This is a genomic window from Roseibium sp. RKSG952 (genome assembly GCF_009711355.1).
Genome location: NZ_SMMF01000941.1, coordinates 75,046 through 87,758, shown reverse-complemented (window position 1 = coordinate 87,758; position 12,713 = coordinate 75,046). Strand labels below are relative to the sequence as shown.

Genomic DNA, 12,713 nt, shown 5'->3' with positions numbered 1-12,713 from the left:
GCAGGCGAGATTGTGATCGACAGCCCGTGGTCGGATGCTGCCCAGATCGTACAGGGTGTGACGTATCAGGATGTAGATATCAGCAGCTTTGGCGTCGTCGGAAACGAACATCTGCGCCAGGATCTTGGTGGCGTCGTTTCATGGGAGAAGGGCGTTGGACCGCGCGAAAGTGATACGGTCTACATCCGCAGTCATGAATACGGCCAGTCCGAGGTTATTGACAACTTTGATCCAACCTCCATGAAGATCAGCTTTCTTTACTTTGGCACACGCGAGCGCCTGAGCGTTGAAGATACCGACGCGGGGTTGGTGATCTCATCCCTGCCAAGTGGTCAGAGCTTTACCTTCACCGGTGTCACCAAAGCAGATCTGATCCCGGGTATGGTCGAGTTCCACTTTGATCAGGTCATGGAGGATAATCTTGAGACCCCCTTTGGTTTTGATCAGAATGACGTGACCTTGGTCGACCGTACGGTTCTCTTGACACCATCTGCCCCAAATGGCGCAACCACGGACGGATCGCAAACCCGCACCGGGGATATGACCGGCAGCATCTACGAAGATGAAGACGCTGGCCCAGACTCGGGTTCCGAGGACAGCTCAGGTGGTGGCTCAACTGGAACACCTGCAGTAGGAAATGTCGTTCTCGGCGCTGGTGCAGATACTGTGGATATCAATTGGAATTGGGGTGCTCAGACCAGGATCGAAGGATTCGATCCTGACGAAGATAGCTTTGATTTCAACGCACTGACCGGCGATCAGATCGATATCCGCGAGGTAGATGGAAATCTTGAGATCGAGGTGCTGGGCAATGGTGGCAACGTCACCACCTTGGTGGGCATTCAGGCCGAAGACCTGAACCCGTCCAATTTGGATGCTGATGCAAACAGCCCTCTTCTTGAGGAAGATGGCGCCTTGCTGACCCAGCTAGTCGATCTCGGGTTTGACACTGTCGCCTGAAACGTCAGGCAGGGGCGGTTCGCCGCCCCTGCTCTCTCGATTACCTGGTCTGAAACCCCACGGGTTCAGGCGGCTCGATCAAAAGGCTGTCGACACCCTGGCAAAGCCTTTTCAGCTGAGGGGTTTCTGAAACAGCGCAACAATTTGGAATGTTTTCAAAGCGTCACGCTGATAGGCCCGCACCAATTCTTCCGGAGGCTCAAAATCTACCTGATCACGCTGTTCGCGGATCAGTTCAAATCCGGCTGCCTTAAAGCGGGTCAGCAAATCGTCGGCAGTGATCCTGTTCAGGGTATCGAACATGGCCAACAACAATTTCTTGTGCTGATCGCTCAGGTCCGAGTTGTTCACATCATCATGTACATCGCTGGTCTGCGAGATGAGATGTTCCCATCTGTTATAGCCGATTGCCCAAAGGTGGCTTCCCTCCGGCGCGAAATACAAAGGTGAAATCTGGACAAAGAAATGTCCGCCCGGCTTTAGCCTATTGTAGAGATCCTCAAGTATGGAGGGATAAATCCGGTTGTTTACATGCTCGAATACAGACCAGCTGAAGATAAGGTCGAATGGGCCATCGTTCGGAGTTTCCCCGGGAGCGATCTCCTGAAAGGTCAGCCTGTCGGGCACTTCCACACCAAAATGCTTCTGCAAGAATGGAGCGCAGGCTTCTGCTTCATTGTTAATGTCGACTCCGTGAACCTCGGCATCGAACAACAATGCGGCTCCGGCGGCAGAGGTACCACTGCCGCACCCGAAATCCAGAATCTTTTTGCCGGTAATCCCGCCCGCCTCGGTCATCCATTGATCGATAACCGTTGGAATGAACGAGAACTTCGCACGATCGTCCTCGGACGGAAGCTGTTCTGCAGCCTGTATGATCTGCGTCCTGAGATCCAAGGTTGATTCAACCATGAGAATACCCTTTCTTCGTTCTTATATTTTGATGCAGAGTCTGACCTGATCGTTCACCCGGTTCAGCATCGGCGCGCGAATTGTCGAAAAGTATTCGTCCGTCGCCTTGCGAGAGCCTGACCAGTGGCCATAATCGTCGATGATCAGGACCCCGCCCGGTGCCAGCCGCGGGTACAGAACATCAAGTTCGAACCGAGTGGATTCGTACCAGTCAGTGTCGAGGCGCAGGACCGAGATTTGCTCGGGCAATTGATCCTTCAACGTCTCCATCACATCACCTTTTACAAAACGCGCGTTTTGCGTTGAAAGGCCGGCAGCACCAAAGTTCTGGGACACCTGATCGAGCGACGCATAGCACCAGCCAGTTTCGTCGCCGAACGTCTCCATCAATGCCGAAGCGCTGTCACCATTGACATCTACATCTGCTTCGGTCGGAGCAGTCATTCCTTCGTAGGTATCGTAGAGCCAAAGATCGCGCGGTTTGCCAAGTGCCTCGAACGTCAAACCGGCAAGGATCGCACTGCCGCCCATCCATGTGCCGCATTCGACAAAGTCACCGGCAATGCCCGCCGAATGCACATATTTGCACGCATTGTAGAGCGCGAACATCGCGTCCTTGCCCGTCATCGTGAAATCACGAGACTTGAGGAACAATTCCATGAACTGTTCGTTTTCATCGATATCCCGGATCGGATAATCTACAAGGTCCGCATCGTGTGTTTCGGAATATACGATCTTTCGAGGTGGAAGTGTCATCGGGGTACCATCACGTTGGGGAGAGGTGTTTAAGGGTTTAGTCAGGTATCGTTGTATCCAACAGGAGCTTTGGACAATTTCACTGGCGCATCAGGTCGGTGTTTTTCTCCAACCAACGCTGATAGCCGTCTTTGAATGGATCAGGGTAGTTTGTCCTCAGTTCCTCGCTATCCCTGTACAGCTCCCGGGCCTTTTTGGGAATCTTCGTACCATCCTGGAAAACGCCGTAATACCACCAACCCGTTGGGATCGCAGGATCAGTAAAGCGTATGACCTCACGCTCATACCACGCCCAAAGTTCATAAACTTCGGAATTTCCCTCAGCGTACCTTTCGGTCATTGTGAAGCCAACAGGCCCAAGCTTGGTAAAATGATAGAAGCGCAGTGGCACGCCATTGATCAAAAGGCCTCCCTCGGGGGAAACCGACATCGTCCTTTTGCTCAGGTTCCAGCTGGCAACATTGTATCCCGGATCCCGCAGAACCTTCACGTTATCGAAGTAACAGGGAATCAGGTTGCACCACTTCTGATCCACGAACACGCCGATATCCAGCCGGTCATAGCACCATGTATTGAGACGTTCAGTCCACCAATCCGCAAAGGCACGCGCTTCTTCATCATTGCGAACAGCCAGGAACCCAAGGTTATAGGTACCGTAGTGCAACGACGTGATCTCGTTATCGCGCACAGCCATTTCTTCGGTGTCTGGTGTGGTCTGATGCGGGGTAAGAACGATCGACCAGTCATCCAGCAAATCGACAACAGGCTGCATTGTTGAGAACACGGCGATATCCGGGTCGAAATAGACGACTTTCTCAACCCCGGGCTGATCCATAATATGCTTGAGTGCTTGCCCTTTAACAGCGGTGCAGGCTTCTACGATGTCGTGGCGAAACAGCCAGGGTTCGGTCGTTTCGCCATATAATTCATCGGCCGTTACCAGGCGATCGAAGTCTTCATGCTCGATAGAATACTCGAACCCTTTTGGGGGGTGGTCCGTCAGAACCGCCCAGATGACCCAATCCGGATGCTGGCGCCTTAGCGAACTGGCAAGAACACGTGCCCGGTTAAGATAACTGAATGAAAAGCTTGTAAATGCATGAACTGTCATTTTGTGCTCATAATTTGAAGATGGGGTATCGCCATGTCGCTGTACTCGGATGACAACACCTCCTCGCGGCGGCGTTGGCGGGCCTTTTGAGCCAGCTTTTGGCAGGCATCACTTCTGACCCAGGCCAACAGGTCTTTGCTGCTGTCCAACACAACACCACGGCCAGTCGATTTGACCAAATGGGAAACGTTGCCAGATTGCCCCTGTGTCACAACATAAGCCGAACTTGTCAGAGCCTCGGCCGTCGTCAACGAAAATGTTTCCGGCCACAGCGCAAAGTGAATTACCAAGTCGATACCCGCTGCAGAAAGAGCCCGCGTCATTGCATCCGGGATCTCGTTGGCAGTCGCATCTACCTGATGTTTAATTACGTCGAGATCTACATCGGACTTACCAAAATAGTGGAATTCCAATCCTGGATTGCGGGCTTCGGTCTCAACCAATGTTTTGAAATCGTTCCATCCCTTGTGGGCCACCGGCGCGCCCAAGAAAGCTATTTTCACTGCGCCCTGCGTCCCATCCCCAACTGTTGGCAAGGGTTGCGGTCGCGGCTCGCTTTTAAGAACGGTATGTGACTGTACAATCAGATCCTGCAATCTATAGCCACATGCCTTGACCCAAATGTCTGCTGCGACCTGCGATGGCGCCAGTGCGGTGACTTCGATACGTTCGAAAAAGTCCCGAAAACGTTGCATGTGATCAGCACGCCCTTTGCCGTACATGCAGATCGTACATCCCTGCGTGTCGATGTCCGGGGCACTACAGTAGCTGAGGTTGTTTCGCATCAGTGTATAGCTTTGGCAGGCAGCAAAGAAATCATGCAGCCAAAAGTGTGCTTTTCCTCCACTACTTGCCTCAACAAGTTGCGCGATCACTTCGGGTGAGTGGCCCTGCAGATGGTGGATGACAGAACTGAATTTCTGACCAGCCGCGACCCGGTCCGAGGTTGCTGCGATCAATTCATCATAACGTGCGACCCCGATGCATTCGCCATTCAGGACCAAACGAAAGACCGAAGTCTCCGTTTCAGCATCGGGCAGCAATGCGTTACAGGTCCGCACAGGGTGAATGTTCAGATAGTCCAGCCCGGCATCATTGGCGCGGTCCGCTTCGATTTGAATACAGATCTGAGTGCCGCCAGTCACTTCGCGGTAATTGTCGTGACCTATGCCAAGAACAACCCGATCGCGACCCTCAGCCAGCTTGCTTGCAATTTTGGGCGCATCAAGCACAGGTTCGATGAGCTCGGGCAAGGGTGCCAGAAGCGGCTCGGAACTGGTCGAAGCAATCGCATTGATGACCTTTGCCCGATGACCTGCGGACGGGGTTGGGAGTCCGGCGGCAGAAGAAGAGGCGCTGCTCAGCAGCCCTTGCAGCTCCGCCAGCTTAGCCAGCGCGTCCTGAGGCCAAACAGTCGATTTCACCAACTTCCTGGTGCCGCGACGATGCTTGGAACTTGTCCTGAAATACAATGCAAAAGGCAGCTTTCGGACGCGTTTGGCCAAGCGGGTCGTATACTCTCTTTCTTCTTTCCATTGCTCCAAAAATGGTGTCAGTTCAGAAACTTTGGAATGAATTCTCGCTTGAAGCGCCGCTACTTGGTCAAAAGCTTCTTTCTTGTCGTCCAAGTTTTGCTGCTCAAGATCCCGGGTCTTTTGCTCGAACTCCAATTCCTGTCGAGCAATGTCATATTGCGCCTTGGGAACCTCCAGGATGGCTGCCGCACGCTGGCTCACAAGCGTCGTGCGGCAATACTGCGGTTGCTGCAAAAGCAATAAAGCCAGATCATCCAGTGTTTTGATCTCGGGCAGGAGGTGCTTTTCAACGCGGTCTGAAAACGCCTCAAGCTTGTCTGCCGGCAGGAAAAGCAGACCGCACTCGGTCCCGCCATAGAAGATATCTTCGCTCGAACCGTTGAAGTTGTCAGATTGAAACGCCGGCGTGTTCAGACCATAGCAAACATACCCTTGCTCGGACATGTACTGGTGTATCGGTGCTCCGCTGGATACGTCCAGCACTTCACAAAACACAACGGGCCGGTCCTTCGACAGTATTCTGGTTGCGCCCTTCAATGCGTCCAGCTCAGCGCCCTCAAGGTCAAGTTTGATAAATGAAACTTTCCCCTGCACCTCATCATCGAGGCGCACCATCGTAAGCGTACCACCTGTTTCGCAAGCCGTTACTCTGGTGCCGCCAGCATTATCCTCAAACGTTTCGACAACCTGCCCCGTGCCGGGTTCCGCACCCAGAGCCGTTGCCCTCACATCAATGTTGCGCACCGGAGAGGCATCTGCATTCAATTGCAAAATCTGACGGTTCTCAGAAAAAGGTTCAAAGCTGATGACTTTGCCGTCTGGACCAACGCTGTGCGAAAATGCGCGCGCATGCGTACCATAACATGCTCCACCATCGACGGCCGTATCTCCGTCACTGATGAAATCGCAAAGAATATCCAGTTCCGATTGAGCCCATTCACCATACAGGCGCAGCGAGTCTGATATCGTGTCGACCCCGTTCGGGATGTAGAATTGGCCGTAGCGCGTTTGGACCGACGAACTCGATTGTTCGGGGACTTCCCGTACGTGTTCCTGCATCGATGTCTCCTTGGCGTCGGCTGAAAAATTGCCCTCCCACTACCGTTTAACGAAACACACTTCAACACAAGTTGGTCTGCTCATTTCAGACTGTAGTTTTCATTGAGCAGAATCTACGCGCGCGGATACGCAAAACTACGCGATCTACCGCTCACTCCTTGTGAAACTGATTAAACTCTCGCGGCGTGCTTGAGTTGACTGGACGATAGGCTGACAAAACACATCCAAAGCGATGTCGTCATTGGCTTCGACTTTAGCAGCTACAAAAAAGAGACACCTCTTCCGATCACCCCTGCCCTTCGACAACAGTCTTCAGATTGGACAAACCACGCTCGTAGTCGGAACCAACCCACTCATCCATCATCAAACCCATCCAGCGCATCATCGGGTTCATTCCCAGATCGGATTCGAAGCCCCATGTCACTTTGGTCTGATCGCCCTCAGGCTGCAGGGTAAAGGACGCGGCTGCAGTTCCCATGTCGCCAAAATCAAGCGCGGTTTTGACGGTCTGGTTTTCGACGCTTTCAACGATCTCCTGTATTCCACTTCCCACCTGTGGATGTTCCGAACTCCAAGTCAACGTGTTTCCCACACCTGCGTCCGGTCCGGTATAGGCCAACTTGGTCTCTGGATCGCGCGACAACCAGGGCGACCACTTTTCGGTCTCTTGCATCGAATTTACATACGGAAATATCTTACTGGCGGGCGCATCAATCGTGATACTTCGGGACACTTCGGCCTTACCGGGCAGCAGATACGACACGCCGACCAGAATCAGAATAAGAACAAGCAGAGTGACAATAATACGTTTAATGAATCGCATGACGCGCTCCTGATCCAAAAAGCTCTGCGCCAATCATAACAAAAAATGGCGCAAAATCAGAGACCTGATCCACGCCATTCAAAAACCGTCAGATGCCTGCTTCAGGCCGCCCGTATTGGTTTCAATGTCAGAGTTACGGTTGATAGGGCAACGATGAGTGGTGCAGCACGATACGCAGCACACCATCGGAGTCTTTCTTGTACCCAAAGCTCTTGTCGACCTGAGTCACGTCGCCATTCTTGTCTGTAAGAATGACCTTACCCATCCACATGCCGACATCGCCTTCGACAAAGGAAGCAGAGGTCACGCTTTCCATCTCACGCCAGCCTTTGATTCCGAAACCGCCATCAAGCGGATACTCGTCGTCATGGCCTACAAAATAGGCAAGTGCGCCATGCTTGGTCGGACGAAAGGTCTGGTCACCAGAGGCCAGAGTTGGCTTAAACAGGACCGATCCCAGATTATATCCGTAGGCCGCGTCCAGAACACCTTCTGCAACAGGACGGGCCGCATCGATACCGCCTTCTTCATAGGCTTTTGAAATGGCGATCAGCCCTTCACCCCAGGCATTGCGGGCAGCAACCAGTTCATCAGTGGTTATCGGCATGTTCCTATCCCTTCCTGTCCGCCGTCAATCTCATGGTAATTGGCAGCAAGTGTATTTCAAAACAAGGGGTGCAGCTTCAAAAGCTGCACTTGGTTTCAAGCGTGGTAGCGCGCAACCATTTTGCTTCGCACGGTTCACGCGCGCGCACCTATACTTGCGCTGTCTGGTTCTGTAGCCCGAATTCTCCAAAAATTCGAGATATTATCCAAAGCCAACGCAAGGTTTTGCAAAGATATTTTGTGACAGGTTTATTCCACGCCGTGGGGGCGGAAAGATTGGGATGAATGTGGTGGATAAGATTATCACGATTGAACACAAGGAATCCGTACGGCTGGATTCGGATCGTTTGGCTGGGTTGTATCGTCAACTGGGTGATACCAATGCGGTGGACGTATTATGCCGAACCATCGAAGAGCTGGCTGTGCGTCTTTCAAATTGCGAACGCTTCTGGCGTCAAAGGGATTGGGCCGGATTGCGAAAATGCTCAAAATCGCTGGTGGCAATTTCCGAACAGGTCGGAATGACAGCACTCGCCCGGGTGGCCGGGGATGTGGCGCAGAATGTGGATGCGGGTGATGCGGTTGCAATTGGCGCAACACTCAACCGCCTGATCCGCGTTGGCGAAGGATCGCTTACCGCTGTTTGGGATCAGCAGGATCTTTCGGTCTGACAGGGGTTGCGGGCGGATCATGGGCGGCTAGTCTGGGCGCAAATCCAAACAGTCGAGACACCCATGACTCTGTCCTTTGCTTCGCCCAACGAACCAGCCCTGCCCCTGCATGTCATCGCAAAAGACGATTTCGAAGACTGGCTGCAGGGTCAGCCTGCCCAGATTCAATCCTGGGTCACCACCAATGGATTTTCCGGTGCTCTGGGTCAGGTTTTGCTGATTCCGGCTGCGGATGGCACACCAGAGATTGCATTGGCTGGATATGGAACCAAAGCAAAACGTTCGCGCAAACGGTTTCCTCTGGCAGCGGCGGCAGAGGCTTTGCCAAAGGGAACCTACCGAATTGCATCGGGTGTTCCGGTCGAAGCACTGGCGATGGAGTGTTTTGGCTGGCTGATGACCGTTTATGCGTTTGATCGCTATGCCTCGCAATCTTCTGCAAGCGCGGCGCTGATTGCGCCCAATGAAATTGACGCCGCGCGCATCGAGGCAATGGCCAATGCCGAAGTGCTGACCCGTGATCTGGTCAACACCCCTGCCTCGGATATGGGACCGGACCAGCTGCAAGCGTCTGCTGAGGCTCTGGCCAAAGAGTTTGGCGCTTCTTACGAAGTGATTGTTGGAGACGCGTTGCTGGACCGGAATTTTCCGATGATCCACGCAGTGGGCCGCGCGGCAGAACAGGCACCACGCCTGATCGAGATGAACTGGGGATCTTCCGGACCTAAACTGACGCTTGTGGGCAAAGGCGTCTGTTTCGATACAGGTGGGCTGGATCTGAAACCTGCCGCCGCTATGGGCTTGATGAAAAAAGACATGGGCGGGGCCGCGAATGTGCTGGGGCTCGCCCGCATGATCATGGCGCTTAACTTACCGCTGCAACTGCGGGTGCTGATCCCAGCTGTTGAAAACTCGGTCGCAGGAAATGCGTTCCGCCCCGGGGATATCCTGACATCCCGCAAGGGCCTGACGGTTGAGATTAACAACACTGATGCCGAAGGGCGTCTGGTTTTGGCGGATGCGCTGACACTGGCAGATGAAGGAAGCCCGGATCTGGTGATCTCAATGGCGACGCTGACCGGTGCGGCGCGTGTGGCTGTTGGGGCCGACCTTGCACCATTTTACACGGATGACGATGGGGCCGCAGATGCACTGACTCGCGCGGCCCGGCAGGTGGCTGACCCGGTATGGCGGATGCCGTTTCACGAGCCATACGAGACCCTGATTGAACCCGGTATTGCCGATCTGGACAATGCCCCTTCAGGCGGATTCGCCGGATCGATTACCGCAGCGCTGTTCCTGCGTCGGTTTGCCGGTGACAGCCGGTACATGCATTTCGATATCTACTCGTGGCAGCGCAGCAAGGAACCCGGGCGCAGCAAAGGTGGTTTGGGTCAAGGCCCGCGCGCGCTGCTGACCGCATTGCCCGAGATGCTCGGCCTATGACAAAGCAACGCGTGATCAGACCCGTAGTCGATCTTTTGCGCGATCCGAATGGTCCAAGGGATCGGCAACTACTGTATGGCGATACGATAACGATTACCGAGATATTGGATCGTTGGAGCCGTGTTACCTCTGACAAAGATGGTTACTCTGGCTGGATCGCCAGTGAGGTGTTGGGAACGCCGGAATCGGTTACGCATTACGTCAAAGCTCCGGCGACGCATGCCTATCTCAAAGCTGATATGAAAACTCCGGATCGGGCCTCATTGAGTTTCGGCAGCAAGGTACGGGCATTGTCCGAAACAGAACGTTTCGTGGAAACAGATCTTGGCTTCATTCCCAAAGTGCATCTTGCCTCTGCCGGATCGCAGATGACTGATCCGGTCGCGGTGGCTGAGCTGTTTCTGGGCACCCCCTATCTTTGGGGTGGGAACAGTCGGTTTGGCGTGGATTGCTCAGGTTTGGTACAGGCTGGTCTGCTGGCCTGCGGCATTGCTTGTCCGGGCGACAGTGGTGATCAGGAACGTGCGCTGGGCGAAGATTTACCCGAAAGCACACCTGCAAAACGCGGAGATTTGTTGTTCTGGAAAGGCCACGTGGCGTGGGTTGCTGGGGAAAACCTGCTGCTTCACGCCAATGCGTATCACATGGCCGTGGCCTTTGAGCCCATGGATGAGGCCATTGCCCGGATCAGTTCTCAAGGCGACGGGCCTGTTACTTCCCACAAAAGGCTCTAATCAAGGTCTACGGAACGGATCAGCTTGCGCTCCAGCACGCGCAGTACCGACCGCAAATCATGCCCGCGCTTGAGGATACGTCCATCCATCCCCACGACCGAATACATGCCCTGTTTCAGTCGCAGGCGCGGGTGCTTTTCCACGCGATAGATCGGGTGCTCGGCAGTGCGGCGAAAGATCGAAAAGACTGCCAGATCACGGAGGTTCGAGATACCGTAGTCTCGCCATTCTCCGGCGGCTACCATTCGGCCATATACGGACAGGATTAGGGACATTTCGCGTCTGTCGAACGCGACCGGCATCTGTGCCGGACTTGCAGAAAACCGGCTGGGAGGCTGCATGTTCATGCTGTTAGCCTTGCCGGAAACCGCGCTTAAATCAAGCCTGTCACAAATTGGTGTGGCATTTTTGAAGCGCCTGCCCCTGTTACCTGCGTCCAACCTGACGGCAAATCAGGATGACCGGCAACAGACCAACGGCAAGAATAACCAGTGAGGGAACAGCCGCCCCTTCAAGCCTCTCGTCCGACGCCAAACGGTAGGCCTGTACCGCCAGTGTATCAAAGTTGAAGGGCCGCATGATCAAGGTCGCGGGCAGTTCCTTCATCACGTCGACAAAGACAATCAGCAATGCCGTCAGCAATGATGGTGTGAGGATCGGCAAGTGAATCCTTCGCAGCGTTCCCAAGGGTGATTGCCCCAAAGAGCGCGCCGCCGCATCCATGTTTGCATGCACAGTGCTCTGACCACCTTCGTACGCGCTGAGAGCTGCTGCCAGAAAGCGCACCATATAGGCAGCCACAAGCAGCCAGATTGAACCAGTGACCAACAAACCGGTCGAGATATCGAACGTGGCCCGCATCCAGGCATCAAGCGCATTGTCGAAGCTGGCAAACGGCACCATCAATCCAACAGCGATCACACCACCGGGTACAGCGTATCCCAATCGGGCGATGTAAGCCGATGCGGATGACCCTTTTCCTGGCCTAAGTCGTTGAAAGAAACCAATGCAGATTGCGGCGCATACGGTGACCACTGCAGCCGTGCCCGCAAGGGTGAGTGAGTTTCTGATGAAGCCGAGATAGCGCTTAGACAGCAGGTTCTGTTCAGATTCCAAACCCATTTCGATCAGAATGACTACCGGCAACAGAAACCCGAGCAATACCGGCATCACGCATAACACAAACGCGAATACGGCCTTCAATCCCTTCAGGTGCACTGCGGGTTGGGACGCGTGCTGCTTGCCGGTTTGATAATATTTTGCTTTGCCACGCTGCATCCTCTCGGACACAGCCATGACCAGTGCAAAACCCAAAAGGCAAAGGGCAAGCTGAGCTGCAGCGGCGCGATCCGCCATCGAGAACCAGCTGGTATAGATACCGGTGGCAAAGGTCTGAACGCCGAAATAGGATACGGTTCCGAAATCTGCGATGGTCTCCATCACCGCCAACAAGACGCCACCTGCAATGGCAGGCCGTGCCATGGGCAGCGAGACGCGGCGGAACGCCTGCCACGGGTTGTTGCCCAGTGCCCGTGCAGCCAGAAAGGCTGTCGCGCTTTGCTGCAAAAAAGCGGCGCGGGCCAATAGATAGACATAGGGGTAAAGAACGAGGATCAGCATCACTGCCGCACCCTCGGTCGAGCGGATTTCAGGGAACCAATAGTCGCGCGGCCCCCAGCCCATAACTTGTCTAAGCGTGGTTTGAACAATGCCCGGATGATCGAGAATGAACGTATAGGCGTAGGCAAGCACGTACGCGGGAAAGGCCAGAGGCAATACCAATGCGATTTCCAGAAAGCGAACACCGGGAAAACGTGTCATCGTCACCAGCCACGCCGCACCAACACCGATGGCAAATGTGCCCGCTGCAACCAGCACAACAAGAATTACCGTCGTCATCGCATAGCGGGGCATAACTGTTGCCATCAAATGCGAGACGGTGTCGGTACCACCCGTCACCGCCGCAAGCACCACCGCAACCATCGGCAACAAGCACGCGGCTGCAACCAGATAGGCTAACGCGCCCAACAACCGGGTACCCCGAGCGCCGCGATTGCGCGATCCGTTTTCTGAATAATCGATCTGGGCCATGCTTCCGGT

General features: G+C 54.2%; 11 protein-coding genes and 1 pseudogene. 4 read left to right on the top strand and 8 right to left on the bottom strand.

Going from position 1 to position 12,713, the window contains the following annotated elements; translation table 11 throughout:
- Nucleotides 1-960: pseudogene (locus tag E1297_RS49915) on the top strand (1,4-beta-glucanase); the annotation flags it as partial.
- 111 nt (nt 961-1,071) lie between these two features.
- Here E1297_RS49915 and E1297_RS28655 read toward each other — a convergent pair.
- From E1297_RS28655 to E1297_RS28630, 6 genes are all read right to left on the bottom strand, one after another.
- Nucleotides 1,072-1,872: a cyclopropane-fatty-acyl-phospholipid synthase family protein gene (locus tag E1297_RS28655; RefSeq protein ID WP_155144272.1), complete on the bottom strand. Its 801-nt coding sequence runs from the start codon at nt 1,870-1,872 to the stop codon at nt 1,072-1,074.
- A 21-nt stretch (nt 1,873-1,893) separates the two neighbouring features.
- Nucleotides 1,894-2,628 (bottom strand): TylF/MycF/NovP-related O-methyltransferase, encoded by a 735-nt coding sequence (locus E1297_RS28650; RefSeq protein ID WP_155144270.1) that lies wholly within the window; start codon nt 2,626-2,628, stop codon nt 1,894-1,896.
- 79 nt (nt 2,629-2,707) lie between these two features.
- Nucleotides 2,708-3,739 (bottom strand): hypothetical protein, encoded by a 1,032-nt coding sequence (locus E1297_RS28645; protein ID WP_155144268.1) that lies wholly within the window; start codon nt 3,737-3,739, stop codon nt 2,708-2,710.
- Nucleotides 3,736-6,333 carry an FkbM family methyltransferase gene (locus E1297_RS28640; protein ID WP_155144266.1) on the bottom strand — a complete coding sequence of 866 codons (2,598 nt, stop codon included), beginning with the start codon at nt 6,331-6,333 and terminating at the stop codon, nt 3,736-3,738. The genes E1297_RS28645 and E1297_RS28640 overlap by 4 nt, the downstream gene beginning before the upstream one ends.
- 286 nt (nt 6,334-6,619) lie before the next feature.
- On the bottom strand, nt 6,620-7,156 hold the full coding sequence (locus E1297_RS28635; RefSeq protein WP_155144265.1) for an SRPBCC family protein: 537 nt from the start codon (nt 7,154-7,156) through the stop codon (nt 6,620-6,622).
- Between the two features lie 133 nt (nt 7,157-7,289).
- Nucleotides 7,290-7,763, bottom strand: coding sequence for a phosphoribosyl-AMP cyclohydrolase (locus E1297_RS28630; protein WP_155144263.1), 474 nt, complete (start codon nt 7,761-7,763; stop codon nt 7,290-7,292).
- A 289-nt stretch (nt 7,764-8,052) separates the two neighbouring features.
- On the opposite strand from E1297_RS28630, the gene E1297_RS28625 reads away from it, so the two are divergent.
- From E1297_RS28625 to E1297_RS28615, 3 genes are all read left to right on the top strand, one after another.
- A complete protein-coding gene (locus E1297_RS28625) occupies nt 8,053-8,433 on the top strand; it encodes a hypothetical protein (protein WP_209016044.1) in 381 nt (126 codons plus the stop codon).
- 63 nt (nt 8,434-8,496) lie between these two features.
- Nucleotides 8,497-9,879, top strand: a complete 1,383-nt coding sequence (locus tag E1297_RS28620; protein WP_155144259.1) for a M17 family metallopeptidase — start codon at nt 8,497-8,499, stop codon at nt 9,877-9,879.
- Nucleotides 9,876-10,613 (top strand): C40 family peptidase, encoded by a 738-nt coding sequence (locus E1297_RS28615; RefSeq protein ID WP_155144257.1) that lies wholly within the window; start codon nt 9,876-9,878, stop codon nt 10,611-10,613. Before E1297_RS28620 ends, E1297_RS28615 begins: the two co-directional genes overlap by 4 nt.
- Here the strand turns inward: E1297_RS28615 and E1297_RS28610 are convergent.
- Both E1297_RS28610 and E1297_RS28605 read right to left on the bottom strand, forming a co-directional pair.
- Complete coding sequence (locus tag E1297_RS28610; protein ID WP_155144256.1) at nt 10,610-10,960, bottom strand: DUF2794 domain-containing protein; 351 nt, start codon at nt 10,958-10,960, stop codon at nt 10,610-10,612. The two genes, E1297_RS28615 and E1297_RS28610, sit on opposite strands and share 4 nt — an antisense overlap.
- Before the next feature lie 79 nt (nt 10,961-11,039).
- Nucleotides 11,040-12,704 (bottom strand): iron ABC transporter permease, encoded by a 1,665-nt coding sequence (locus tag E1297_RS28605; protein ID WP_155144254.1) that lies wholly within the window; start codon nt 12,702-12,704, stop codon nt 11,040-11,042.
- Between the last annotated feature and the right edge of the window lie 9 nt (nt 12,705-12,713).

Coding starts and splice junctions, on each gene's coding strand:
- E1297_RS28650 (WP_155144270.1), bottom strand. CDS start 2,628: ATGACACTTCCACCTCGAAAGATCGTATATTCCGAAACACACGATGCG.
- E1297_RS28635 (WP_155144265.1), bottom strand. CDS start 7,156: ATGCGATTCATTAAACGTATTATTGTCACTCTGCTTGTTCTTATTCTG.
- E1297_RS28605 (WP_155144254.1), bottom strand. CDS start 12,704: ATGGCCCAGATCGATTATTCAGAAAACGGATCGCGCAATCGCGGCGCT.
- E1297_RS28610 (WP_155144256.1), bottom strand. CDS start 10,960: ATGAACATGCAGCCTCCCAGCCGGTTTTCTGCAAGTCCGGCACAGATG.
- E1297_RS28640 (WP_155144266.1), bottom strand. CDS start 6,333: ATGCAGGAACACGTACGGGAAGTCCCCGAACAATCGAGTTCGTCGGTC.
- E1297_RS28615 (WP_155144257.1), top strand. CDS start 9,876: ATGACAAAGCAACGCGTGATCAGACCCGTAGTCGATCTTTTGCGCGAT.
- E1297_RS28620 (WP_155144259.1), top strand. CDS start 8,497: ATGACTCTGTCCTTTGCTTCGCCCAACGAACCAGCCCTGCCCCTGCAT.
- E1297_RS28630 (WP_155144263.1), bottom strand. CDS start 7,763: ATGCCGATAACCACTGATGAACTGGTTGCTGCCCGCAATGCCTGGGGT.
- E1297_RS28655 (WP_155144272.1), bottom strand. CDS start 1,872: ATGGTTGAATCAACCTTGGATCTCAGGACGCAGATCATACAGGCTGCA.
- E1297_RS28645 (WP_155144268.1), bottom strand. CDS start 3,739: ATGACAGTTCATGCATTTACAAGCTTTTCATTCAGTTATCTTAACCGG.